We start from the raw sequence: 25662 nt of genomic DNA on the forward strand, positions 1-25662 counted from the left end.
ATTTGCATAACGCCCTTCACCTTTTGCTCTGTGTGTTGATCGATCAGCACCCGGTTCCCAAAATCTTTGAAGCTGAGCTCGAGGCGTTGGTCAAGCGATAAGGCAGATTTCCATGCAGGCACGCTGGTGGCGCCGTTTCAAACGCGCGGTCGAATTCTTCATCTTTGGCTTGTTTGATCGGGTTGCTCTGGTAGGGCGAAAGAACCAGCCAGATCAGCGGCGGATTGCCTTGGTCCATGTTCAATTGCTCGGTGACGCCTTTTTATGGCTTCCTTACGCCCAGGCGATGGTTTCGACCCTCGTGCTGCGTGGACAAGTGCCGGTGATTGTTTGTGAAGCCGCGGTGCGCCCCGTTTTGGCAACCGGTTTATCGGGGTGTGAGATCGTTGCCATCAATAAACGCGACTTTCTTCGCTGCGCGCCTTGCCGTTGGCGGATTTTGCGTGGTCTGCGCGATTTGCAGGCGAGCCATACCTACCTGTGCAGCCATCCCCGGGATGGCATTACACAAGACGCCATCGTGCGGGCTTTGGGTGCGCCCGCCACAGGGTTCTGGGATACCTATGCCGATCGCCCTGCAATTGATCGCTGGATGGGCAACCGGCTTTATCACAATCTGATCAAAGTTGAAGCCGGGGGCATTCAGACCCACCATCGCGCCCTGCTCAAGGCCACGGGGTTTGGTGAGGTGGCTGTCATGCCCGTGGCGTTTCCGAACCAACCCACATCGCCATGTCCTGATCCTTATTGGGTGCTCTCGCCTGGCGCCAGTCGGGAATTCAGGCGTTGGCCGGAGGATCGCTACGCTGAGGTGGCAGCGTGCGTCGCTGAGCGTTTCCCGCAGCTGCGCTGCGTCATTCTGGGCAGTGCGGCCGAGTGTGCGCTAGGCGAACGCATTGCCTCCATCCTGGGCGAGCGCGTGTTGAATCTTGTCGGAAAAACTTCTGTGACCGAACTGATTCGCTGGATCACACACGCAAAGTTGGTGGTGGGCAATGACTCGGCGGCTGGCCACATCGCCGCCGGCGTCGGCATACCCAGCGTCATCGTCGTCGGTGGCGGCCACTGGGGACGCTGTTATCCCTATCCGAAAGAGGCGCCGGTGCGATGTTTACCCACCGTTGTTGGCCGCTCGATGGAATGCTTCGGTTGCGACTGGCAATGCATCCATACCGCGCGAACGGACCGACCGTTTCCGTGCATCGAACAGGTCCCCGCCGAAGACGTGATTCGTGCGGTAGATACGATGCTCTCTGCGGCTTCAGTGCCTGGCGCGACGAGCGATGCGCCCCCCCTCCAACAAGGCTTGCAGGGACACCAGGCTACGGCTCCTTAGGGTGCGTGCAACAGCCCGAGCGCCTAAACCCAGCATTCGTCCAGAGAGGAGCATGGCATGCTCGAGCGGCGAGCGTGCCAATTTGTGCGCGAGCAGCCAATGCCCCGCCGCTGTACGTGTCTCGTAGAACACCGACCCGTTACGACTCGAAGCACTACCCTCATGCCACACCAGTACCTGGGGCACATGCGTCATGCGTGCTGCGCCTAAACGCCAGCCAAGCATCACGTCCTCGCCGTACATGAAAAAGTCCTCGTCGAACAGCGGAAGTTCGATGCGTTCGGGCGCGATCAGGAGTGCACTTCCACTGGGGTAGGGGAAGCTACCGGGCCACGGACGATCGAAACTTAACACCGCAAACCAACGCTGGTAGTAGATCGTGCCAATTACTCGGCCGCCATGATCGACACGCGGGTAGGCGATGACTGCACTTGGTTGATCGGTCAATGCGCTTGCCAAGGAGGATAGTGCGCCACGCTGAAGTACCGCATCGTTGTTGATGAGCATGACCCAGACCTGCGGCCAGCGGGTGAGTATGGCTTCGATGCCCCGATTGACACCTGCGGCAAAGCCTAGGTTTCGGGCGCTCACCTTTATGATGACGCGCGGCTCATGCACCCAGCGTTGGCGCAATTCCTGGGCCGATGCGTTGCTATCTTCCGAATTATCCCACACTACTACCCCAGCAGCACCATAGTCCAGCAGTGAGGCGATGCAGCGGCTGGTGCGCTCGGCATCGCGGTAGTTGAGGGTGAGGCCGACGATCGGTTTATCCATTGTGTTTTGCGCTCGTCTGCCGGTAAAGATCAAGGTAGCGCTCAACCTGCCTGGCCTCGTCGAACAGCGCCACCGCCCGTTCTCTTGCCGCGGTGCGCAGCGCCTGCCAGAGCGCCACATCGCTTCTCAGGCGCCGCGCGGCAGCCGCGAACGCGGCCACGTCATCCACCGGGCAGAGTAGTCCGGTCTGGCCGTCGGCGACCACCTCAGGCAGTGAAGAACAGCGCGCGGCGATCACCGGCAGGCCGCAGGCCATGGCTTCGAGCACGGTAAGCGGCAGCCCCTCCAAGCGGCTCGAAAACAGCAAGGCATCGGCTTGGGCATAGGCCTCGCGCAAACCGTGGGCATCCAGCCGGCCCAGGCAGCGGGTGTTCTCCGGCAGGGCATAGCGGGTATGGCGGCCGCCTCGGTCGGCGGTGTAGAGGAGTTCGAACCCTGTTCCCAAGGCGGTCATGATGGGTCCGAGCAGATCGACGCCTTTGCGGGGACCCCAGTTGCCCACGTAAAGCAAGCGAAAAGGCTGGTGCGGGGCTTGGCGGAACGTGGGCTGGAAAAAGTCGGTATCGACGCCGTTGGGGATGACCTCCGGGACATTGCCGCCAGACGCGGCAATGGTGGCGTGCGCCGTATAGTGGCTGACGGCAACGAGGCGATGTGCCCTTTGGAGTGCGGCGTTTTCGATGCGGTGGATCCAAAAGCGGTGGTAAAGCCGCTGCAAAGGGCGTTTGAACGGCAAGAGCGCCGCATCGTGCACGCAGGAGTGGACGGTACAAAGCACCGGCAGCTTCTGCGGCCAAAAGCGCTGATGGAGCCAGGAGTTGACATGGACGACGGTCGCCCAGGCCGGCGGCTGGGGCACAGCCACCGTCCACGGCGCGTATTCGGCGCGTAGCGGCAGCCAAGTGATTTCCGCGCGCAGGCCGCGCGCATTCAACACGGCGCACAGCCGTTCGGTGAACACATCGGTGCCGCTACCGGCGCGGATGGCGGGAAACCAGACACCAAGCGGCCTAGTCATCGACCAAGCTCTCTACCACTTTCTGCCCAAACTCACTCCACGCGAACCGCTCGGCAAACCCACGGCAGCGTTCGAGTGCTGGGGGAGCGGCGAGGAGCGCCAGCACCGCCTGCGCAAAGCCTGCCACATCGCCCGGGGGGATCAGGCGGCCCGAGACGCCGTCGGCCACCGCATCCACCACGCCGCCGGTGGCGTAGGCCACGGTTGGGAGGCCGTGCGCGGCAGCTTCGATGGCGACCATGCCAAAGCCTTCCGGGTCGCCGGGTAGCGCCCGCACCGGAAAGACGTGCAGATCGGCGCCGAAATAGGCGTCGTGAAGGGCTTGCTCGTCGATATTCCCGAGCAGTCGAACGTTTTGTGCCACCCCGGCCGCCTGCGCCGCCGCGAGGATGCTCTCGGGCGTTTGCGCCTGCGCATAGAGCGCCTGCGCCGGGGCGTCGCCGACGATGACGAGCTGCACATCGGGCTGCGCACGGGCGATCATAGGCAGCGCCTCCTGTACGCATTCGCGCAGGCCCTTGCGCGCGGTGAGCCGCCCAACCGAGAGGAGCACCGGGGCGGTGGCGGGCAGGTTCCAGCGCGCGCGAAAGCGGGTACGGGCAGCCGGGTCCGGGTCTGGCACCTCGACGCCCGGATGGACGATGCTGATCCGCTCGGGGGGAACCCCCGCCTCGCGCGCCAGTTCAAAGGTGGGTGTGCTGTTGGCGATGACGTGATCCATCCGCCGCAGCGCCGGCAACCACAGGGTGCGATAGACGGGGTGCGGCACGGTGAGGTCGAGCCCATGCACATAGGCGGCGGCGCGGGCGCCATAGGCGCGGGCGGCGATGAGCGCGAGCGGCGCAGTCAGGCCGCTGCCGGCCAGCACGTGGGTCGGCCGAAAGGCGCGCGCCTCGGTGCGTGCAGCCCATGCTGCGCGCCAGAAAAAACGGCCGAGTGGCTGGAGCGGCACCTCGTGCATCGCCACCTGCGCGGGTGCCCGCTCGGCGGCCCCTTGCGGGGCCACGACGCGCACGGTGAATGTTTGTGCCAATTCGGCGGCCAGGTGCCAGTTCAACCGCTCCATGCCGCCTTGCAAGGGCGGAAAGTTGCGGGTGACCAAAAGCGCTATCGGTCTCTTTGGCATGCCTGTCCACCGCGCATCAGTCGTCACGCCTAGTGCGGCGGAGGTCCTGCTCCACTCCCCGGTAGTGCAAGGACGAGATCTGCTCCGAGAGAATGCCCATCAAGAAAGTAAACAAGCCAGACAGGAGCAAGAACGCGCTCATGTTGGTAAAACGACCCTGAGTGGCATAGTTATAGACATATAGGCCGAGGCCACTCAAGCTCAGGAATGCGCTGACGGGGAAAAACAGCCGCATCGGGGAAAACAGCGCACCGATCTTCAGTATGATTACGAAAAAACGCATACCGTCGTGAAAGAGCCGGATATGGCTACGACTGTTGGTTGTACGCTGACCCGCGCGTATCGGAACATAGGCGACAGGTAAGCCGGACCGGAGAAAGGCCATGGTGATCGTAGTCGGATAAGAGAAACCATTCGGCAATAAATAAAGGAACTTCTGAAAATGCCGAGCCCGAACCACTCGGAAACCGGATGTAAGGTCTTCGATTGTGTAGCCGGTCATTCTGGATGCGAGACGGCTGTAGAAGTAATTAGCCCCGTGCCGGCCCAAGGACGCTTGGCTGGCCCCATCCCGTGAACCGACAATCATCTCGTATCCCTCGGAAAATTTTGCCAAGAGACGCGAGATATCCTCGGGATCATGCTGACCATCCGCGTCCATGAAGACGATGATTTCGCCGTTGGCGTGACGCGCCCCCGTTTTGATTGCTGCGCCATTGCCTATCGCGTACGGATGACTGATCACCCGAACGCCCTGGGCGCGGGCAACGGCCTCTGTGTCGTCCGTTGAACCGTCGTTCACCACGATGATTTCCGCTTCCGGATACAAGCGTTTCAGTTCAGGCAATAATGACTTCAGGCCGAATGCCTCGTTTCTCGCAGGTAAAACAATACTGAACTTAAAAGGGTTTGAAGTCGCCATGATCTCGTTATTCGAATTGAAAGGTAAAAAGGCGCTTCAATGAAGTTTAGTTGATTGCCAGTGAGCTCGTAAGGAAGCTTTGCGACGTAATTTTTCTAATAAGGAAAACAGCAGCCGTTCAGGCGTACCCACAAACTAAAGTTACGGGGCTTGAAAATGACGCATATCCTCTTCAATAACCCGTTGCAGCCGTTCGATTTCCGCTGGATAGTCCAAGGTCGCCCAACGTTTATACAGATTGTTGCCGGAATTTGGCAAAGTCCGTACGGAATCCAGCAATTGCAAGGCTTCCGCATAAAGGCCATGAGTAGCAAGAATTGATACTTCCAGCAATCCGGCGCTGATATCGGGCCGAAGACGCAGAGATTCTCGAAACTCCTTGAAGGCGCTGTCGCCAGCCTTTTGTCGCGCGTAGAGCAACCCTCTCAAATGATGTATCTGCCGGCGTGCTCCGCTATCGGAGGCGCCGGGATTCCGCTCGAACGCATCCAGCAGAGCATGTAGCTGCTCAAATCCAAGTTCGGTGCAATCTCCATTCGGAAGAGTCTCCATCATGCTTTCAAAAAGAGGATAGCTACGAAAATTGAACTTGGTCCGGCGAAATTTTTCCAAGGCGCGCTCGAAGTCTTCCGGGTGCAATGAGGCCGAATAGCAGGCTTGCACCAGATAGTGCAGATGCAGATGGATGTCTGTGGGTTGCCTCTCTATGGCTCGTGTCAAGATGTTCAAAGCCGCTTGAGAATATCCCAAGCGATCGAGCGCCGAGGCTGCGGCCCCTTGGGCGCGACCGGAAAACGGATTCTGCTCAGCCCGATAAAGTGCCAAGCGCGCCTCGTCCGACCAGATTCGAACCAATCGATGGGTAGTAAACGCCATGCCAAGCACGAGGACGCCAAGAAATACCGGCAACAATCGAACTTTTCGTGCATTCTCGACGCCATATTCGGCGATCGGAAGAAACAGGAACATGGCAGGCAGATAATTGCGGTGCTCGAAGTAAATTTCTAGCGGAACCGAAGTCGATTCGATTAGGTGCCCGCCTAAAAAGAACAGAATGCCGAGCGCCACCGTTGGATGAGCATCTCGCTTCCACACCGCACCGATGAACGCCGCTGCCAAGGTAGTCAACGCAAGCAAAGTCGTCGGCGGCGAGAAAAGCCCGGTGGATATCGGATAATCTTCGGCAAACAGCCCGCGCGTGGGTGCAAAAGGCATGAACCAATGGAACAAATAGTCGAGCAGTACTCGGCACTCGGTTAGAAGTCTTTCGGAAACTGTAAACGACCTTCCCCCGAACCCGCGACCGGTGATTCCTTCCCAAAATAGATAGACCGTTATCGCCCCGGTCGGTAGCCAAAGCAAAATCGATTGCCACATTGTATTAGGTCGTTTATCCGCTGAGGATAAGACAGTGTATTCCAGTGCCAGAGCGAGGACGGGCAGCAATGCGCCGTTTTCCTTACTGAGGGTGGCGAGAACGGTAAATCCGATACCTGCCGTCATCCATAGATAAGCGCTCGGTCTAGCTTCGGCTAGCAGCGTTCGGCCACGCACATACACCAGCAACCCCGTGAGCACGAACAGCGTTGAAAGCATGGCCATACGCTGCACCACGTAAAGCACTGTTGATACATTCAACGGGTGAAGCAACCAGAATGATCCGATAAAGAGAGCAATCCAGCCGGCGGCGGCATCCGATCGGCCACGGAATTTGAAGATGCGAAATGTCAGCCAAGATAGCAGGCAGCCGTTCAGCAGATGGAACATCAGGTTGGTGTATTTGAAGTGCCAAGGATCGGACGGCCATGCATTGTCGTCGATCAGAAAACTGAGCAGCGATAAAGGGCGGCCTGTAGGACCGGCAATTCCGTTGAGGAGAAACAGGCGCAACGATTGGAAATCCCTTATGCCGCCGAAATCGGCGAGGGCGGGTAGATTGGCGAAATCGTCAAATAGAAAGGGGCCCTTTAACCCAAACCAATAAACGACCAGGGTTAGAGTCAACAGAAGAAAAAAAAGGACACCCGTTTTAGTCATGTGATTTCGACGATAAGAGAGCAGTTGCGGCGGGAGTGTATTCCATACCTATCGGCATTCAAGCGCCCTCGCAGTCATCGGAGCACAATAGAACGGAAGAGATCGTCAACCCCACAAAAAACCGCCCGCCGGATCCTTTGGCGGGCGGTTTCAGAAAGCGGTGGACTTGAACGCATGCCCACCCTACTTAGCTTAGCTAGTGCGGCAGCTGGCCGGGAGGAATTTCTGGTCTATAGTCCCCGCTTTGCACCGCCACTGCACCGATCCAGCACCCGTGATTGGACTTACTACAACTGTTTTGCCCTCAACTCCCTTAGCAACTTTGCCCGCTCCTTCCATGGTCGCCGTGATAAGACCGTTCTCAACCGCTACTTGAGCCACATATTTGCCCTTCACATCAGTAGCAGTTGGAAGACCGTATTTTGTACTATCGGCATTATCCAAGCTGCCTTGATCGGTCCAAATATCCGCAACTGTAGCTTTCAAGCCGTCAGCTAAATTGAGGGCTTCCGCTACTTGAGCTCTTGCCGTGTAATCCTGATAAGCCGGAATTGCTACCGCCGCCAAAATACCGATGATCGCCACGACGATCATCAACTCGATCAAAGTAAAACCACCTTGCTGCCTCATATTCATATTCGCATTCATGACGAACTCCATTGAGTTAGGGGACGGGTTGGAAAAGAAGCTTTATCAGCTCTCGGCCAACATAGTGCACAGGCCGTGCCAGCGTCCTTAACGTAGATAGAATGCGGTATTTCCGTCCTCAAGGAGGGGAATTGGATCCTTGAATATGAATTCTCAACGTCAAGAAGTGACGCATGGCGTCACCCGAAGATCGTTATTTCTGCCGAAGGATATTTGCGAATGGCCTTAATATCTCTGAGGATTGTTTCGGTAAACGCTCCTCACATCCCCGGCTTGCACTCGGAGTCGGTCGGTAGGAACGAAGGGGTCAGCGAAGAGGGCGCGCTTTTATTTTTTGCTTTCCGCCAAACCGTCCCCCATCCGAATGGGTGCAAGAAGGATGTGACACGCCATAATCTACCCGCCCATTGCGCCGCACGCCCCCTCAAGGCGATCATCGGGCTCACGGGGGTTCGCCATAGGTCGCCCAAATCCATACGGCGTATTACGTTGAGGAGACTCTGATTAACTCTCCGTTCGAAAGGGGTGGGACCCCAGCGACCGTTTGCGATTGGGGAAATGACTTGCGTCACGGTTTAAACCGAAAGACCCTCACCAATCCAATGTTGTCGGCTTTCCTGCCCGACACCCTCCGGGCGAGTTCCAATCGCAAACGGTCGTCCCGGGAGTGCCGACACGACCCTTCCGCTCGACCAAATTGCTCCCGGCAAATATCCCAGAGGGAGAGGGCTTGTTCAGAGATTCCTTGAATTTGCTAACATGCGTTATGCGGCAACGCCTACAGCATGGAGATACCACAATGAAGATCGCAGAAGATCTTTACGTCCGGGATTTTTACGCCTGGACGCAGCAAAGCGCTCGTCTTATCCGGGAAGGGCGTTTTGACGAACTCGATCTGGAGCATATTGCCGAGGAAATCGAAAGCACGGGAGCCAGTGAACGAAGAGAATTGATCAATCGTTTAGGATTGTTGCTGGCTCATCTGCTTAAATGGCACTATCAGCCGCTTTATCGCGGCAAAAGCTGGGAACTGGCCATTAAAGAACAGTGTCGGCGTTTAAAACGGTTGCTCAACGACAATCCGAGTCTTAAACCCCACGCCGAAACCGTCTTGAGCGAGGCTTTCGGAGATGCGGTTTTAATGGCCGCCAAGGAGACCGGCCTCGATGAGTCGTCCTTTTCACAAAGTTGCCCCTACTCACTGGAGCAAACCCTAAGTCCTGAGTTCTTGCCTGAGTAGCGCGAAGTCAGTCACTGCGGCTTATAAAAGCGATAAAAGAATAAGGGGCAGGCCTTATTTCTTGCTTTCTGCCCATCCGCCCCATCCGAATGGACGGAAAAAGGATGCGGCGGGTAATCGAGTAGCGCCTCCTCTGCTTTTTTGTCAAACCGAAGGCTAGAGGATTCAGTATGGCAACCATTACGACACTCACAAATCGTCCGAAAGCTCGAAGAAGCCGGCCTGCCCGAAAAAGCTGAGCCGAAGCGATTATAGACACCTTCAAGAGGCAACAAGGCGAAGCAGAACGTGCCGCTGAACGCGATATAGCGGACCTGCGGCGCGAGATGGAACAGCGCATGATCATCAAGCTCGGCGGATTGATTAATGGCCGTAGCCGTTGTAGCTAGAGTTTTTTTCGGCGTGATGTAGCGCCTAAGGCTGTTGTAAATCGGTAATCCTTTGCCGACGCAGCTGTCGGCAAAGGATTACCGACTTATAACTCATTCGATCTGCATTGCCGGCTGTATGTGCCGGCGCTTTGCCATGCCCCCGCCGCTATATTGCAGCGGAAAACGCTCTAGCTACGATGGACACGATTTTCTGAGGATTGAGAATTGCGTAGAGGCGTCTGAGAACAAGCACGAAGAATGTTCATGAAACTGGAATCCAGCTTTGAATTCCATAACGTGGACGCGTCGAAACGAGGGAAATGTTGCCGGTGAAATTACTCCCTCACCGGCCGCTTATCCAATTTCCGCTGCAAGGTCCTACGATGCATCCCGAGCGCCCTAGCGGCGGCGGAGATGTTGCCGCCGTGCTCGATCAGGACTTTTTGCAGGTGCTCCCATTCCAGGCGGCGGACGGAGAGGGGTTTTTCCTTGATTTCAACGGACACGTCGCCTTGGTCTTTGTGAAGCGCAGCGACGATCTCGTCGGCATCGGCGGGCTTGGTTAGGTATTGGATCGCCCCGAGCTTTATCGCTTCGACCGCCGTGGCGATGCTGGCATATCCGGTCAAGACGACGATTCGGGTGTTCGCGTCGAGACTGTGAAGGCGCTTGACCAAAACCAGCCCGGAATCGTGGCCGATGCGCAGATCGATCACCGCGTATTCGGGCACCAATTGCTCCGCCAATGTGCCACCCGTTTCCAGGTCTTGAGCGGCGTGTACTTCGAACCCGCGCTTCTCGAGAGCTTGCTTTAAGACTCCGCAGAACGTGGGATCGTCGTCGACCAATAACAAGGTGGGGCGGGGCGAGGATTTAGTGCTGTTCATAGACCTTGATTCGGACGCAACAATGGTAGTTCGATACGGGTACAGGTGCCGCCTTCGGGGCGGGGCAGCATCTCTATTCGACCGCCCAGCCGCTCGATAGTGGCAAACGCCAAAAACAGCCCCACGCCTAGGCCATGTTCCTTGGTTGTGATTGGAGCCTTCCCGATGCGTTGCGAGAGCGTGGGAGCGATGCCGGGGCCCTGGTCCAAAACCTCCAAGGTAGCGCGTTCGAAACTCCAGCGGGCGCGAAGCTTTATTCCGCGCGGCGAGACATCGGCGGCATTGTTCAGGATGTTAACTAGGGCGTGGGTCAGAGTATCCTCGGCTAAGATGCATGGAGGCGGTGAAGGCCCTCTCCTTTCGTATTCCAATTCGGCATTGAGACGCTGCCTGCGCCAACTTTCCACCGTTTCATCCAGGTAGCTCGGCAACGGCTCGATCCGCCCCGATTCGGCACGAATGGCTCCTGCCGACGCCGACATGACCGAAAGCGCTTTCTTGCAGCGGGCCACCTGCTCCCGCAGGATTTTCATTTTCTCCAACAGCTCCTTCTGCTTGGCGCCTTCACCTTCACATTCGCTTTCGATCTCATGAATCAGAATCGCCATGGTTCCGAGCGGGGTCCCCATCTCGTGAGCCGCTCCGGCCGCCAACGTTCCCAATGCCACGACCCGTTCGTTCCGCAGGGCTTGTTCTCGGGCTTCCGCCAAACGGCGTTCCCGTTCTCTGAGCGTTTTCGCCATTTCCACGACAAAATACGCCACAAGAACAGCGCTGAATACGAACCCGAACCACATCCCGAAGGCATGAAGTTCGATATCGTGGTCTTCCATCAGAGCCTGAACGGCGGGCGGGGCATCTCCATGCAAAGTTGCGGCTTGAATGTCGGGAAGCGGCTCATAAAAGCCGATCAGTATCGTATAGCAGCCGGACGTGAAGATCACCATGTACCAAGTGTAGAACTGGGGCAACACAGTAGCGGCGATGATCAGCGGAAGCAGGAAAAACCAAGCCATTGGATTGGTGGCCCCGCCCGTGAAATAGAGCACCGCAGTGATCGCCAGAACGTCGAACGAGAGTTGCAGGAACAACTCCATTTCGGCAACCGGACGCGGATTGCTGATCCTCAACCAAGTCCACCAGTTGAAAGCGCCCTGGACCGTCATGATTCCCCAAAGCGGCACTTCCCTAAGCGGGATCTCAAGTCCGTAGACACTGATGAGAACAATCAGCGCTTGGCCCGCAATCATGAGATTGCGCAGGACGAACAGCCAGCGCAGATTTTGGCGGGCATCTGTTTCCGTATCCGCCGGAGTGGGAATGTTCATGAGCGGGTTTGAGTTCATGATGCGGATTGTAAATATCCAACTTTGTTGGGCGAATGCGACAATTTGTCACATTATTCGATAGCAAGCAGCTGCTAATATAAGATTGTGGCTTGGACGCTCAACGAACCGCGGATCGCGGCAAACTGACGACCAGATGTTATCTGTGGCTGTGCGCTATAGCCTCCTCATAGGGCAGAAGATTTGAACTTCTGCCTTTTTATTGTTTCCTTCAATCGTTCAACTCTTTTGTTTGCGCGACAATTTGTCACATTTCATGTACAAATTATCGTTGCTAGACTGTATTTCAGGTCTAGGAGACGATCCTAGCCGAGACCAGACGCACGCGTAGTGCTCACAATCCTCCTCTTGACGTGCAGGGAACTATTTCCCTGCACTTTTTCTTTTCCAATCGACTCCGATCAACGACCGCATTGAGGCGTTTTCCTTGCCGCCCGTGCACTCCGATACAGTTCCAAAGCTTTAGGCATGTGTTGTTTAAGATCCTGCGTGCGAGTTGCATGGGATGGATGGGTCGAAAGAAACTCCGCCGGCTGTCCGCCACCCGCTTGCTCCATATTGATCCACAGATCGATGCTCTGCTGGGGGTCGAAGCCTGCTTTGGCCATAAGCTCCAGTCCGACCAAGTCCGCCTCGCTTTCCTGCATCCGGCTATAGGGCATCAGTACCCCGTATTGGGCTCCCAACCCTAATGCGCCCATCATCAACTGGCCGGTCTGACTAGTAGGATTGGCGATGGCCTGGATGACATTCAGCCCTTGCTGTACCGCGATCTGCTGGGACGCCCGCTCGTTCGAGTGTCGTGAGAGCACATGGGCAATCTCGTGGGCGATGACGGCCGCAAGCTGGTCTTGGTTTCGAGCGACGCGCAGTATGCCGCTATGTACGCCGATCTTGCCTCCGGGCAAAGCGAAAGCGTTGGGCGTTTCATCCTGAAAAACCACAATCTCCCATTGTCCCCCAACCTCGTTGACAAGAGCCCGGGCGACGCAAGTGACATACTGATTCGTTTGCGGATTTTGATCGATGGGCATTTGCTGTTTCATGTTAACGAAAGCCTGCGCGCCCATGGCAGCCATTTGATCTTCCGGCATCAACATGAACTGAGTGCGCCCCAGCGGCGAGGTTGCGCAGGCAGAAAGGACCAGCGCAAAAAAAACACACAAGAGACAATTTTTCATGAAAGCTCGAAATTTTGTGAGGACGTGCGATGATAGCCAAAGGGATCGCGCGGCATCAATCATTGTCGAAAGCCGAAGATGTATCGAATCGTGCAGGGCAATCGACTCCAGTGCCCCCCAGGCCACAGTACCCACCGGGATTCTTGGCTAGGTACTGCTGATGATAAGGCTCCGCATAGAAAAATTCAGCGGCATCGCGAATTTCAGTCGTAATTTGCCCGTAACCTTTTCGGTTCAGAGCTCTTTGGTAAGCATTGAGCGACGCGATGGCCAGACGTTTCTGGTTCAGCGTGTAAGCAAAAATCATCGAACGGTACTGTGTGCCGATGTCGTTGCCCTGGCGCATTCCTTGTGTAGGATCGTGAGACTCCCAGAAGGTTTTCAGCAATTCTTCGTAGCTGACTTTATCCGGTTCGTACACAACGCGAACCACCTCGGCGTGGCCGGTCATCCCGCTGCAGACTTCCTCGTAAGTGGGATTAGGCGTCACGCCGCCAGCATAACCCACCGCCGTCACGTAGACGCCAGGAATCTGCCAGAATTTCCGCTCCGCGCCCCAGAAGCAACCGAGGCCGAAGACCGCGATTTCCGAACCGTCCGGATAAGGAGGCTCCATTCGATGTCCGTTTACAAAGTGAAATTCCGGTACCGGCATTTTCTCGAGGCGGCCCGGAAGTGCGAACCCGGGGTCAGGCAACGAAAGCTTTTTCATAGACATGGCACTTACTCTCGGGGTGGTCCGTAAATCAGAAGCCGCGTGAATAGCACCGGCTGAATTTCGGTAGACTAACGATTTTTACCTATTAAAACGGTAAAGTAACATCCGTTAAAACCTTTTGCTTCGACGATGAGCGATTTTGACAGTTTCCAGCGGTTCTTGTTTGAAGATCTCGGTATACGGGGCGAACTGGTGCGGCTAGATTCAAGCTGGCAAGCCGTACTCGAGCGTCATTCCTATCCCCCGGCCGTTTCGAGTCAGTTGGGGCAGGCTCTTGCTGCCGTTCTCTTGCTCTCCGCCACCATAAAATTCCGAGGGTCCTTGATTCTTCAGGCTCAAGCCCGCGGCCCATTACACACCCTGGTAGCACAGGCCACGCATCAGAGGACCATTCGAGGACTCGCGCACTGGAATGGAGAGGTCACTGGAGAGACCCTGTCCGATATCTACGGTCCCGGACATTTGGTGTTAACGGTGCGGAATGACGATTCCGAGCCATATCAAGGAATCGTTGCCCTTGAGGGAGACGATCTGGCCGGGGCTATTCAAACCTATTTTTCACGTTCGGAACAACTCGCGACCCGGCTTTGGCTGACAGCTGACGAACAGCGCGCCGCCGGCTTGCTCATCCAGGAACTACCCACGCAAGCCCGCGATCGCGACGACTGGGCGCGCGTCGAATTTTTGGCCGACACGATTACCCCGGCGGAGCTGTTGCATCTGCCCGGTCAGGAACTGTTGTATCGGCTATTCAATGAAGAGAGGGTTCGCCTCTTCGATTCCGAGCCCGTTGCGTTTCGATGCGGCTGTTCGCGGGAACGCATCGAATCCGTCTTGCTGGCCATGGGGAATCAAGAGGTCGAGTCCATTTTGGAGAAAGAGGATTCGGTGGAAGTTTTCTGTGAATTCTGCAATCGCCGTTATCTTTTCGACCGCGTCGATATCGGCGGTCTATTTGCCGATCAAATAAAACTCCCTCCTTCAACAACTCGACAATGATCTGTCCAGCTGTAGATACCTGAAAGGGCGCTACTTAAACGAATAGCGCCCTTTCTCGGTGACGAGACAAACTTGGTCAGAGCCAATAAACGAAGACGAAGAGCCCCAACCACACGACGTCAACGAAGTGCCAATACCACGCGGCAGCTTCAAAAGCGAAGTGATGCTCCGGACTGAAGTGCCCGCGGATACTCCGGATCAAAACCACCGTGAGGATGATGGCACCGATCGTCACGTGCAAGCCATGGAACCCGGTCAACATGAAGAACGTCGAGCCGTAGATTCCGGATCCCAAGGTTAGCCCCATCTCCGTGTAGGCTTCATGGTATTCGAAGCCTTGGAGGATCACGAAGAGGAAGCCCAATGCAACGGTAGCGATCAACCCTTTGATCAATTGGCCACGATTATTGGCTAACAATCCCCAGTGCGCCCAGGTCACCGTGCCGCCACTGGTCAGCAGAATCAACGTATTCAAGGCCGGAACCCCCCACGCTTCCATGGGTTCGAACTCGCCACCCACATGGCCAGGGCCATTGGTCGGCCAAATGGCCTGAAACCCTTGCCAGAGATCGGCGGTAGCGCCAGAAGCAAAACTGCCTTCGCCGGCCAGCCACGGCACCGCGTAAATCCGCGCGTAATACAGAGCGCCGAAAAACGCTCCAAAGAAGAACACTTCTGAGGTGATGAACCAGATCATCCCCATCCGGAAAGAGCTGTCCACCTGCTGGTTGTACAGCCCGGAGATACTCTCGTTTATCACCGCACCGAACCATCCGGCTAACATGAAAATCAGGATGCCGGCCCCCAGCACCATGAGCGTTCCGCCGATGCTCGATCCGTTGAGATAGTTAGCAAACCCCACAACCAAAGTGGTGAGTCCGATCGAGCCCACGATCGGCCAACTCGCTTTGTGCGGTAGATAGTACGCGTCTTTTGTTGCCATCACATTCCCCTGCATTGAAATTGATCTTTCTCTCGTCAGTTCTGGTTCTTGTCGGTGATATCGAAGAACGTATAGGAAAGCGTCATGTCCTTAACGTTTTCCGGTATGGATGGATCGATCACGAATCGAACCGGCATTTCCCGCAACTTGTGCGGCTCGAATTCTTGTTCGGAAAAACAGAAGCACTCCGTCTTGTTCAAATATTGGGTAGCCGTGCCGGGGGCAACGCTGGGAATAGCACGTCCGACCATTTTCTTGTCGCTGGTATTTTCGGCATAGAACTTGACCGTGTAATACTGCCCCGGATGTATTTTCATCTTCGCTTTCTCGGCGCGGAAAGCGAGAGGCATGTTTTCATTCACAGAAGTAATGAATTCGATCGACAACTCCCGTGACTGATCGACCACATATGCCGCGTCCGCGACTGCCTCTGACTTCACTTTCCCGTTCAGCCCGGTCACTTCGCAGAACACGTTGTATAACGGCACCATGGCGAAGCCGAAACCAAACATGCCGACAGCCACTAAGACCATCGACCACGTCAACCGCTTATTGCCTTTTCTGCTATCTGAATCGTTCACTGGCCAGGTGAGGTCACAATAAATTTAAGAATCGAAGCCACATAGAGCAGCAGGGCAATGAGCCCAATGATGATCGCCAGTAATGCGTTCTTCTTTCGAATATCCATTGTCTGTTCGTCCGAAAGTCCCCACCTCGGAGGCGGGGACTTTCCAGCCTGTTCCTACCGGATTTCCGGCGCGGTCGTCCAAGTGTGGTAAGGAGGCGGAGACGGCAGCGTCCACTCCAAGCCGTGTTTCTGAGCCCCTTCCCACACTTCGTATGTCGCAATCTCGCCGCCACGGATGGCTTTGATAATCACGTACACGAAAATGAGTTGGGAGAAGCCAAACACGAAGGCACCGACACTGGACCATGCGTTAAATTCCGCAAACTGCGTCGCATAATCCGGAATACGCCGCGGCATGCCCGCCAATCCCAGAAAATGCTGCGGGAAGAACAGCAGGTTGACCGAGATAGTAGACAGCCAGAAGTGCAGCTTACCCAAACGTTCGTCGTACATATGGCCGGTCCATTTGGGCAGCCAATAGTAGGTTGCTGCGAAGAGCGCGAACACAGCGCCCGGCACTAGCACATAGTGGAAATGAGCCACGATGAAATAGGTGTCGTGGTACTGCAGATCAGCGGGCGAAATAGCCATCATCAGTCCGGTGAAGCCGCCCATCGTGAACAGTACGACGAAGGCGATGGCAAACAGCATCGGTGTTTCGAAAGTCATCGCACCTTTCCACATGGTGGCGATCCAGTTGAACACCTTCACCCCGGTCGGTACCGCAATCAACATCGTGGCATAGGTGAAATACAGCTCTCCGGCGAGCGGCATGCCAACGGTGAACTGGTGGTGGGCCCAGACGATGAACGACAGGAATGCAATCGAAGCCGTGGCATAGACCATCGAGCTATACCCGAACAGCGGCTTCCGCGCGAAGGTCGGGATAACGGTGGAAATTACCCCGAATGACGGCAGAATCATGATGTATACCTCGGGATGCCCGAAGAACCAGAACAAGTGCTGGTAAAGCACAGGATCGCCACCGCCCGCGGCATTGAAGAAGCTCGTGCCGAAGTATTTGTCGGTCAGCAACATGGTCACCGCACCCGCGAACACCGGCATAACGGCGATCAAGAGGAAGGCGGTGATCACCCAGGTCCACACGAACAACGGCATCTTCATCAGCGTCATGCCGGGCGCGCGCATATTGAACACGGTGACGATGATATTGATCGCCGCCATGATCGACGAAATACCCAGCAAATGGATGGAGAAGATAGCAAACGGCAGATGCGCACCACCTTGTAGGACCAAAGGCGGGTAAAGCGTCCACCCCGCGGCTGGCGCACCACCGTCCATGAACAGCGTGCTCGCCAGGAGCGCGAAGGCGAACGGTAGGAGCCAAAAGCTCCAGTTGTTCAACCGGGGCAGAGCCATGTCCGGTGCACCGATCATGATCGGAATCATCCAGTTCGCCAATCCGGCAAAGGCGGGCATTACAGCACCGAACACCATGATCAGGGCGTGCAGCGTGGTCATCTGATTGAAGAACAGCGGATCCACGAACTGCATACCGGGTGCGAACAGCTCGGCACGAATGACCAGCGCCATGGCGCCCCCGACCAGGAACATGATCAAAGCCGCCGTCAGATACAAGGTTCCGATGTCCTTATGATTGGTCGTGAACACCCACCTCAGAATCCCCTTAGCGGGGCCATGGTCATGGTGCTCATCATGAGTTGCCACTACGGATGACATAGCTTTTCACCTCGTCTACTGTTTAATTCGTTAATCTTGCGACTTGATTTCGCTCGGCTGAACCATGTCGCCCTTGTCGTTACCGAAGGCGTTGCGCTGGTAAGTCACCACGGCAGCCAGTTCTACCGGGTTGAGCGTCTCTTCGAATGCCGGCATCATGTCCCCTTTGCCTTTCAGCACGACCTTTAGGTGCTCATCCTTCGGACCGGTCGCAACCGGACTGCCCTTGATCGGCGGGAACGTTCCGGGAATCCCTTCGCCGTTGACCTGGTGGCAGCCCGCGCAGTTGGAATTGTAAACTTCCTGCCCTTTTGCCATCAGTTCATCCATGGTGAAGGTCTTGGTTGCTTCGGCCTTGACCGTTTCCGCCTTGGCCTTCTGTTCGGCAACCCATTGTTTGTATTCTTCGTTGGTCTTGGCGATGACGACAATCGGCATGAAGGCGTGATCGCGGCCGCAGAGTTCCGCGCATTGACCGCGATAAACGCCCGGTTTCTCGATCTTCGCCCAAGCGTCGGTCACGAATCCCGGAATGGTATCTTTTTTCCAGCCGAGAGCGGGTACCCACCAGGAGTGAATCACGTCGGCCCCAGTAAACAGGAAACGGATTTTCTTGTTGACCGGAACCACCAAGGGATTATCGACGTCTAGCAGATAGTTGGGAACCGAAGCCGGGTCGATACTGGCGCCTAATTGACGGGCTTCGTTGCTTTTCGCGTCCAGCGAGCTGAAGAAGTCGATACCCTCATCGAGATACTCGTAGCGCCACTTCCATTGGTAGCCGGTGACCTTGACAGTCATGTCCGCGCCACTGGTGTCGTAAGCCTTGACCATAACACCCGTCGCAGGGATGGCCATGCCCAAAAGGATGAGGAAAGGAATTACCGTCCACAGGATTTCGAGCTTGGTATTTTCGTGAAACTGTGCCGGAACCACTCCCTTGGATTTCCGATGATGTATGACGGAGTAAATGATCAAGCTGTACACGACAACGCCGATCGCCACGCAAATCCACATAATCAGCATGTGGAGGTCGTAGATATCGCGGCTTATCTCGGTGACGCCCGGCGTCAAGTTAAGCGCGTAGTCGGCGTGTGCCTCTCCCCACAGCAGCAACCCGAACCCGGCAAGCAGTCGTCTTATCTTATTCACGGAGCCCTCTCCTCAGTCTAAAGAAATGCTTTGTGTCGAATCATTTGCTCTCAAACAAAATCTTTCGCAATTCGCTCGCCAGCGCCGCGCGCTCGGATTCGGCCAAAAATCGTCCGATTTCAACCTCCTTGCCATGGGAGCGAAATAACAAACGGCTTGGGTAACCTTTTATAGGAGGCTCAGCCCAATGGAGCGCCACCCACGCGCGCTGGAATCGATAGGTCTGCTTCGGTGTATCGAAACCTCGCTCGACTAGAACCGAGGTTTCGTTGATTGTGATGACTTCGCGAACCCTACCGTTCCTTAAACCCAGCTTGAAGCAATAAACCAAAAGAAGCCATTCTGCCCCTGAGAACGGCAATACGAGCCATGCACCCATCGATGCAAAGCTCCCTGCAATGACCGCCATTACTAGGGCAATACCAAGCATTAGGACCAATGCCTGGCGACCGCTCATGGACATATTCGGCGTCAGCACGAGCCGCCGGCTGTCAGATCCGACATCCCGTTCAGACTCGATCATGCGGATCTCCGATTTCGGTACATCTCACGAGAAGACCGCGCCCGGCCTTAGCTTCAAGAACACCCAAATCGCTTGAGAAAACCGGCCTACAACTCGCGTATTTAAAATTGCGAGAATGTAAACTATGAACAAAGCACACGCAAGACATTATCCTTTCGTTCTGTAGGGAAAATATCCCAATGCTTTGCCGGGTCGTCGTAAAACGGTACAACCGTTAGTAATGGCCAATCGAACGCCTTTTCGAGGGTTTCGATATTTTCGGCGAGCAATGGGTAATCCCGGTCGACCTGGTTCGCGACCCAGCCGATACAGCGCACTCCGGCATGAGTGATTGCGTGCCCGGTGAGCAGGGCATGATTCAAACAGCCGAGGCGTAGTCCCACCACCAGCAACACCGGCAGATCGAGCATTCGGACCAAATCCGCCACACGTTCTCGTTCGTTTAAAAGCACTTCCCAACCGCCGACGCCTTCCACCACCACGCAGTCCGCAACTTCGTTCAACTCGTCGTAGACCTGCCGGATGCACTGAAGATCGATGTCCCGCCCTGCCTTCTTTGCGGCGAGATGGGGCGAAACCGGCAGTTCGAAGACAAAAGGGTTGACCTGACTGTAGTCCAGCGGAATCGATGCATTCGCCTGAAGCAGTAAGGCATCCTCATTAACCAAGTGACCGTTCAAACCGGATGCTCCGGTCGCCACCGGTTTCATGCCCGCTACCTTCAATCCTGTAGTGCGCAGCAGCCGCATCAAACCCACGCTCACCAGGGTCTTACCGATTCCGGTGTCAGTTCCCGTCACGAAGATGCCTCGCGCTTTCAAGGACATTCCACAGGACCTCTGGCAAAGCCGTAAATGACCTCGAAGCTTGCGGGTATGCCGTCACCCCCCGCTTGGCGTTCGTAGGCCGCCACCATGCGCTGCAACGTGCCCTTCCCGGTCAAATGGCGCGGCCGACCAAGCGTGACGTTATGAGCGCCTAGCCCTTTCAATTCGCGCATCAGGTCGTAAACCGAAGCGTATGTCAGTCTATGGGTCTCGATACCGACTTCGATCTCAGTGAATCCGGCTTCTTGTAAAGCCGACATCACTGCGGAAGATCCACCGAAGCAATTGACATGTGAGTAGTCGTCAACCGACGCCCATGCTGACCGAAGTTCCTTCAGCGTCTCCGCACCGAACGTGCTGAAAAGCGTAACGCCATCCGGTCTCAGGATTCGCCGGATTTCGCGAAACACAGTGTTGAAACCGGAACACCATTGAATCGTCAGATTGGAAAAGACCAGATCGATTGAACGATCTCGAAACGGCATGGCTTCCGCGTCGCCGCACACAAATCTTACCGCCCCCGAGTTGCCGCACCGCGACCGGGCGAAGCGCAACATGCCTTCGGCGATATCCAAAGCCAGTAGATCCGCCTTCGGATACAGCTGGATTAGTCGGGTCCCCAGATAACCCGTTCCGGCGCCGACATCCGCAATGCGCGCCGGAGCGAGATTCACACTCGAAAGGCGTGCCAGCAGTTTCTCCCCTACCGTTCGCTGCAAATCTGCGAGCCCGTCATAGCGCGCCGCAGCCGCGCCGAAGGAGCGCCCGATCAACCGCTTGTCCGGACGGCCTCCAAAGCCGAGCTCATCGGTTTGCAGAAAATCAGCGGCGCTCATGTCGGGCGATGAACTCGGTGATCAAGGAAGCAGTCTCGGCAGGATGTGTCAGAAACGGCAAATGGGCCGCGCCGCCTATGACATGCAATTCGCTCCTGGGATTCAGGGCCCGCATGGATACCCCGGCCGATTTGGGGACCAAGCGATCGCGCGCTCCCAAAATAACCAGGCTGGGCACGTTCATTCGGCGCCAGGCACCGCGTAAGTCCGCTTGCCGCAGCAGTTCCAATCCGCCGCGAAGAGCTGCGGGATCAGGCGGCTCGCAGGCCGCCACCCGCGCCGAGAGTTCTTTCACCAGCCCCTTCGCATCCTCCATGCCGAAAGTCTGAAGGCCGAGGAAACGCCGGATCGTGCCGGCATAATTCGCCTCCAAATCGGAAGCGAACTGGGCAAGCAGCGCAGGCTCGACACCAGGCCAGCCGCTTTCCGTGCCGCCCGTTGTCGAGTCGCTGGTAAAACGCACGTTTCCAGCCACGACAATCGTGCTTTTCACGCGGTTCGGGCACTGATCGGCGATGTGCAGGACGGGCAATGTCCCCAGCGACCAGCCGAGCCAATGGGCGCATTCTGGCGCGATCGTCAGAAGGGCATCGGCAAGACCGGCGGCAGAAAAATCGGCAATGTTCGCGCTGCGTCCGTGTCCGGGGAGATCGACCAGGGTCACCCGGACTTTTTCCGCCAGCGTTTCGGCAAAATCCCGCCAGATCCCGCTATGCATTCCCCAGCCGTGCACCATGACGAGATCCGGCCCTCGGCCGAAGGTTTCACGGTATAAACCCCGTTCCCTCATCCCGAGACACCTGCGGAGAATGCGGACATTCCGGCGGTCATAGCTTGTTCAGACCGGTCCCCAGCCGATATTCCGGGCAGCAAACGGGTGAGCGCTTCCAAAAGGCGGTCCACCTGAGCCTCGGTATGTTCGGCGGTGAACGTGACACGCAACCGCGCTGTACCTACCGGAACCGTGGGCGGCCGAATCGCGGCAACCAGGAAACCGGCAGACAGCAACACTTCACTCGCCCGCACGGCCGTCTCGTTGTCGCCGACCACGACAGGCTGAATCGGGGTATCGGACGCCATAAGCCGCAGCCCGATCTGCGCGGCCCCGGTGCGGAACCGGCTCACCAAAGCATTCACTTTCTCCCGCCGCCAGGATTCTTCGCGAGCCAGATGCAAGCTGGCACGGGTCGCCTCTGCCACGGCCGGGGGCAAGGCTGTCGTGAAAATGTAGGTCCGGCTTCGCTGGATCAGATATTCGATCAGATCGGCGCTTCCGGCGACGAATGCGCCGAAGGTGCCGAACGCTTTGCCCAGCGTACCGACCAGTACCGGCACGTCGTCCTGCGTCAAGCCAAAACGAGCCAGACTGCCGCGTCCGCCGTCACCGATCGTGCCCAGCCCGTGGGCATCGTCGACCATCAGCCAAGCGCCGCTCTGTTTTGCCAATGCCGCTAAAGCGGGGAGCGGCGCCAAATCGCCGTCCATGCTGAAGACCCCGTCGGTAGCGATGAGGCACCGCTTACCGGCGGAAGCATTCAGTTCGCGCTTCAGTGCCGCGGAATCGGCATGCGGATAGCGCCTGAGCCGGGCATCCGAAAGCCGCGCGGCATCAAGCAGCGAGGCGTGATTGAGCCTGTCTTCGAAAACCTCCTCGCCTCGCCCCACCAAAGCCGAAATCACACCGAGATTGGCCATGTAACCCGTGGAAAACAGTAAGGCGCGCTCCCGGCCGATGAACTCGGCCAACTCTTCCTCCAAGGCATGATGAGCGCGTCCGTGACCGCAGACTAAGTGTGCCGCTCCGGCCCCGACCCCGTAGCGCTCGGCGCTCTCGCGGAAGGCACGGACGACGGATGGGTGATTCGCAAGCCCGAGATAGTCGTTGCTGCAGAAATTGACCAATCGGCGCCCGTCAACAATCACTTCGCCGCCCTGAGGCCCTTCGACGATGCGTCGACGGCGATATAGCCCCCGCCGATCGATCTCGTCGATCTGCTCGCGCAGCCAATCACGCCACATGGCTTTTCTCGAACTGGACCTTTCCGAGGCCGCTCACGCTTGCCCGACGTACCCGGACATTCTGAGCCCTAGGCGTCTGAAAAGACGTCTATCCTTCTCGACGGACGGATTATCGGTGGTGAGAAGTTTTTCACCGTAGAAGATGGAGTTGGCGCCGGCGAGGAAACACAGGGCTTGAGTCTCATCGCTCATATCCGTGCGCCCGGCGGACAAACGCACCCGTGACTTCGGCATGAGAATGCGCGCCACGGCGATGGTGCGCACGAACACGAAAGGATCGAGCTTCGCGGTTCCGGCCAAAGGCGTACCCTCCACCTGAACGAGCATATTGATGGGTACGCTTTCCGGGTGTTTCGGCAGGTTCGCCAGCTGCCGAAGCAGTTCGGCGCGATCTCGGTCGCTCTCTCCCATTCCGAGAATTCCGCCGCAGCACACGTTGATGCCGGCGTTGCGCACGCGCGCCAGCGTATCGAGGCGATCCTGGTAGGTACGGGTCGTGATGATCTTGGGGTAATACGCCTCCGAGGTGTCCAGGTTGTGGTTGTAGTAATCGAGTCCGGAGGCTTTCAGCCGCTGCGTCTGACTGTCAGTCAGCATGCCCAGCGTGACACAGGTTTCGAGACCCAAAGCCTTCACCGCCTCGATCATTTCGCAAACCCGTTCCACATCGCGGTCTTTGGGGCTTCGCCAAGCCGCCCCCATGCAAAACCGGGTAGCGCCCTGCGCCTTGGCTGCACGCGCCGCTTCCACTACCTCGCTTAAAGGCATCAGGGACTCACGCTTTAAATCAACATCGTGACGGGCGCTTTGTGGGCAGTAAGCACAGTCTTCCGAACAAGCACCGGTTTTGATGCTCAAGAGACTGCTGACTTGAATTTCGTTCGGATCGAAATTTTGGCGGTGAACGGTTTGTGCTCGGTAAACGAGATCGCTGAACGGCAATGCAAACAATGCCTCGACTTCATCCAATCGCCAGTCGTGACGCAGCGAACTGTCCGAAAAATACACTTGGGCCGCTGCATTTGCCTGGAATTCTTCTGCTATTTTCATGGCTACTCCGGAAAAGATTTGGATTATGGCCAGGACCGCCGATCGAACGCTGTCAACTTCAAAATTCTAAAACCGTGAACAAGTGGTCGAACATTATACAGAATTGGTTGTATCCGCCTACCTGTCTGTTGTGCGGGGACACGCACAAAGAAGCCATCGACCTCTGCCTGGGCTGTCGAAAATCTTTACCGTACAACACCGTAGCCTGCCCGAACTGCGCCATCCCGCTCGAGACCTCCGTTCCCGAGCTGTGCGGAAACTGTCAGAAGAACGCCCCGGGTTTCCATTCGGCTTTTGCCTTGTTTCGCTACGAAGAACCGGTCCGCTATCTAATTCATTCGCTGAAGTTCGGAGCCCATTATCCTTGCGCGCGACTCCTGGGCGCCTTGCTGGCAGAAAAGCTGGCGACCTTGAACGAAAAGCCCCATGCGATCATTCCGGTCCCCCTCCATCCTAGCCGGTATCGCTGGCGTGGTTTCAACCAAGCGACCGAGATCGCGCGCACGGTATCTTACCGACTGGGTATTCCGCTTGACCTCCGCAGTTGTCGGCGCATCCGGCCAACGGCCGCCCAAGCCGAACTTACTGCCAAACAGCGCCGCAGGAACGTGCGCAACGCTTTCGCGGTCGAAACGGCGATCCAACACCGGCATGTCGCCATTCTCGATGACGTCATCACCACCTGCGCGACCGTGGGCGAACTCGCGAAAGTCCTATACCGGGCGGGCGTCCTCCGAGTCGACGTGTGGGCATGCGCACGAGCTTGAGCCACAGAAAAATCCCTTCATCCGCCCGGAAGGAAAGACGAGGCTTCATAAATTCATTATTGGCTCAGGCTGTTGGAAGCGACCGATAGCATCCGGCCATATCGCGAGAACGTCCGGACTTTGCCAACTTTTCGAAACACACGTAAGGACGTGCGGTTTGTCAAGAACGGCATCGATGCGTACAATCCGGGCGTTTAATCCGCTTTGTCGCCAGCCGATTCGTCATTTCTCGATATTGAAGTAATGGAACCTTGGGTATCCACAAGAAACAGGGCGTCCTTTCCCAGGAAACGTATCGGCTTAGTCGCGCTCATCGCTTTTTTCTGCGCGCTCATTCTCGTTTCCCGTTTTCAATTTCTCATCGATTTCCCGTTTTTTACGCCTGTCAGCATAGAATTCGCCGGCCAGAAACACGACAAATCCAATCCTCACAAGGACCGGATTCACATCGCCGAACATCAGACGTGCGCCGATGATGACGACGGCCATGATTCAGACCGGTATTTACTCCCTTCTTATCACTCTCTGGCGGCACGTGCTCCCGCAAAGCAGCTCGCCGCCAGAGAGCCCCATGCCGAGGACTGGACTCCCAAACCGGCAGTTCCGCCGC

25 protein-coding genes are annotated in these 25662 nt (G+C 56.7%); 4 read left to right on the forward strand and 21 right to left on the reverse strand.

Going from position 1 to position 25662, the window contains the following annotated elements:
• Positions 1-112: 112 nt before the first annotated feature.
• The gene (locus QEN43_RS08815; RefSeq protein ID WP_317963972.1) at positions 113-1336 is read left to right on the forward strand and encodes a glycosyltransferase family 9 protein; all 1224 of its coding nucleotides are present in this window, start codon (positions 113-115) and stop codon (positions 1334-1336) included.
• Here QEN43_RS08815 and QEN43_RS08820 read toward each other — a convergent pair.
• The 6 genes from QEN43_RS08820 to QEN43_RS08845 form a co-directional block, all read right to left on the reverse strand.
• Positions 1262-2158 carry a glycosyltransferase gene (locus QEN43_RS08820; protein WP_317963973.1) on the reverse strand — a complete coding sequence of 299 codons (897 nt, stop codon included), beginning with the start codon at positions 2156-2158 and terminating at the stop codon, positions 1262-1264. The genes QEN43_RS08815 and QEN43_RS08820 overlap by 75 nt on opposite strands.
• Entirely contained in the window at positions 2106-3131 is a 1026-nt protein-coding gene (locus QEN43_RS08825; RefSeq protein ID WP_317963974.1) for a glycosyltransferase family 4 protein, read from the reverse strand. The genes QEN43_RS08820 and QEN43_RS08825 overlap by 53 nt, the downstream gene beginning before the upstream one ends.
• Complete coding sequence (locus tag QEN43_RS08830) at positions 3124-4233, reverse strand: glycosyltransferase family 4 protein (protein WP_317963975.1); 1110 nt, start codon at positions 4231-4233, stop codon at positions 3124-3126. Before QEN43_RS08830 ends, QEN43_RS08825 begins: the two co-directional genes overlap by 8 nt.
• A gap of 40 nt (positions 4234-4273) precedes the next feature.
• Positions 4274-5179 (reverse strand): glycosyltransferase family 2 protein, encoded by a 906-nt coding sequence (locus tag QEN43_RS08835; protein WP_317963976.1) that lies wholly within the window; start codon positions 5177-5179, stop codon positions 4274-4276.
• Positions 5180-5320: 141 nt separating this feature from the next.
• Positions 5321-7216, reverse strand: a complete 1896-nt coding sequence (locus QEN43_RS08840; RefSeq protein ID WP_317963977.1) for a tetratricopeptide repeat protein — start codon at positions 7214-7216, stop codon at positions 5321-5323.
• Positions 7217-7408: 192 nt separating this feature from the next.
• Positions 7409-7864: a pilin gene (locus QEN43_RS08845; protein WP_317963978.1), complete on the reverse strand. Its 456-nt coding sequence runs from the start codon at positions 7862-7864 to the stop codon at positions 7409-7411.
• A 799-nt stretch (positions 7865-8663) separates the two neighbouring features.
• Here QEN43_RS08845 and QEN43_RS08850 point away from each other — a divergent pair.
• A complete protein-coding gene (locus QEN43_RS08850; RefSeq protein ID WP_317963979.1) occupies positions 8664-9104 on the forward strand; it encodes a DUF29 domain-containing protein in 441 nt (146 codons plus the stop codon).
• Between the two features lie 706 nt (positions 9105-9810).
• Here the strand turns inward: QEN43_RS08850 and QEN43_RS08855 are convergent.
• The 4 genes from QEN43_RS08855 to msrA form a co-directional block, all read right to left on the reverse strand.
• The gene (locus QEN43_RS08855) at positions 9811-10362 is read right to left on the reverse strand and encodes a response regulator transcription factor (RefSeq protein WP_317963980.1); all 552 of its coding nucleotides are present in this window, start codon (positions 10360-10362) and stop codon (positions 9811-9813) included.
• Positions 10359-11690, reverse strand: coding sequence for an ATP-binding protein (locus tag QEN43_RS08860; protein ID WP_036269259.1), 1332 nt, complete (start codon positions 11688-11690; stop codon positions 10359-10361). The genes QEN43_RS08855 and QEN43_RS08860 overlap by 4 nt, the downstream gene beginning before the upstream one ends.
• A 419-nt stretch (positions 11691-12109) precedes the next feature.
• Positions 12110-12889, reverse strand: a complete 780-nt coding sequence (locus QEN43_RS08865; protein WP_317963981.1) for a M48 family metallopeptidase — start codon at positions 12887-12889, stop codon at positions 12110-12112.
• 55 nt (positions 12890-12944) lie between these two features.
• Positions 12945-13607 (reverse strand): peptide-methionine (S)-S-oxide reductase MsrA, encoded by a 663-nt coding sequence (gene msrA / locus QEN43_RS08870; RefSeq protein ID WP_036269258.1) that lies wholly within the window; start codon positions 13605-13607, stop codon positions 12945-12947.
• A 129-nt stretch (positions 13608-13736) separates the two neighbouring features.
• Here msrA and hslO point away from each other — a divergent pair, with 129 nt between their 5' ends.
• On the forward strand, positions 13737-14606 hold the full coding sequence (gene hslO / locus QEN43_RS08875) for an Hsp33 family molecular chaperone HslO (protein WP_317963982.1): 870 nt from the start codon (positions 13737-13739) through the stop codon (positions 14604-14606).
• A 76-nt stretch (positions 14607-14682) separates the two neighbouring features.
• Here the strand turns inward: hslO and QEN43_RS08880 are convergent, their stop codons facing one another.
• The 10 genes from QEN43_RS08880 to bioB all read right to left on the reverse strand — a co-directional run bounded on the left by QEN43_RS08880 (position 14683) and on the right by bioB (position 24285).
• Entirely contained in the window at positions 14683-15549 is an 867-nt protein-coding gene (locus tag QEN43_RS08880; protein ID WP_026611799.1) for a cytochrome c oxidase subunit 3, read from the reverse strand.
• Between the two features lie 35 nt (positions 15550-15584).
• Positions 15585-16130, reverse strand: coding sequence for a cytochrome c oxidase assembly protein (locus QEN43_RS08885; RefSeq protein ID WP_026611798.1), 546 nt, complete (start codon positions 16128-16130; stop codon positions 15585-15587).
• A gap of 161 nt (positions 16131-16291) precedes the next feature.
• On the reverse strand, positions 16292-17878 hold the full coding sequence (gene ctaD / locus QEN43_RS08890) for a cytochrome c oxidase subunit I (RefSeq protein WP_026611797.1): 1587 nt from the start codon (positions 17876-17878) through the stop codon (positions 16292-16294).
• A gap of 30 nt (positions 17879-17908) precedes the next feature.
• The gene (gene coxB / locus QEN43_RS08895) at positions 17909-19030 is read right to left on the reverse strand and encodes a cytochrome c oxidase subunit II (RefSeq protein ID WP_026611796.1); all 1122 of its coding nucleotides are present in this window, start codon (positions 19028-19030) and stop codon (positions 17909-17911) included.
• A 40-nt stretch (positions 19031-19070) separates the two neighbouring features.
• Entirely contained in the window at positions 19071-19553 is a 483-nt protein-coding gene (locus tag QEN43_RS08900) for a DUF2244 domain-containing protein (protein ID WP_026611795.1), read from the reverse strand.
• Between the two features lie 122 nt (positions 19554-19675).
• Positions 19676-20380, reverse strand: coding sequence for a dethiobiotin synthase (gene bioD / locus QEN43_RS08905; RefSeq protein WP_036269257.1), 705 nt, complete (start codon positions 20378-20380; stop codon positions 19676-19678).
• On the reverse strand, positions 20371-21216 hold the full coding sequence (bioC, locus tag QEN43_RS08910; protein ID WP_051332007.1) for a malonyl-ACP O-methyltransferase BioC: 846 nt from the start codon (positions 21214-21216) through the stop codon (positions 20371-20373). The genes bioD and bioC overlap by 10 nt, the downstream gene beginning before the upstream one ends.
• Entirely contained in the window at positions 21203-22006 is an 804-nt protein-coding gene (gene bioH, locus QEN43_RS08915; protein ID WP_026611794.1) for a pimeloyl-ACP methyl ester esterase BioH, read from the reverse strand. Before bioH ends, bioC begins: the two co-directional genes overlap by 14 nt.
• Positions 22003-23235, reverse strand: a complete 1233-nt coding sequence (bioF, locus tag QEN43_RS08920) for an 8-amino-7-oxononanoate synthase (protein ID WP_084162346.1) — start codon at positions 23233-23235, stop codon at positions 22003-22005. Before bioF ends, bioH begins: the two co-directional genes overlap by 4 nt.
• A gap of 33 nt (positions 23236-23268) precedes the next feature.
• Positions 23269-24285 (reverse strand): biotin synthase BioB, encoded by a 1017-nt coding sequence (gene bioB / locus QEN43_RS08925; RefSeq protein WP_051332006.1) that lies wholly within the window; start codon positions 24283-24285, stop codon positions 23269-23271.
• 107 nt (positions 24286-24392) lie between these two features.
• On the opposite strand from bioB, the gene QEN43_RS08930 reads away from it, so the two are divergent.
• The gene (locus QEN43_RS08930) at positions 24393-25052 is read left to right on the forward strand and encodes a ComF family protein (protein ID WP_235726693.1); all 660 of its coding nucleotides are present in this window, start codon (positions 24393-24395) and stop codon (positions 25050-25052) included.
• 300 nt (positions 25053-25352) lie between these two features.
• Here the strand turns inward: QEN43_RS08930 and QEN43_RS08935 are convergent, their stop codons facing one another.
• Entirely contained in the window at positions 25353-25541 is a 189-nt protein-coding gene (locus QEN43_RS08935) for a hypothetical protein (RefSeq protein WP_026611791.1), read from the reverse strand.
• Positions 25542-25662: the final 121 nt, after the last annotated feature.

Origin of the sequence: Methylocaldum szegediense, assembly GCF_949769195.1 — a bacterium.
Lineage (GTDB): Bacteria > Pseudomonadota > Gammaproteobacteria > Methylococcales > Methylococcaceae > Methylocaldum > Methylocaldum szegediense.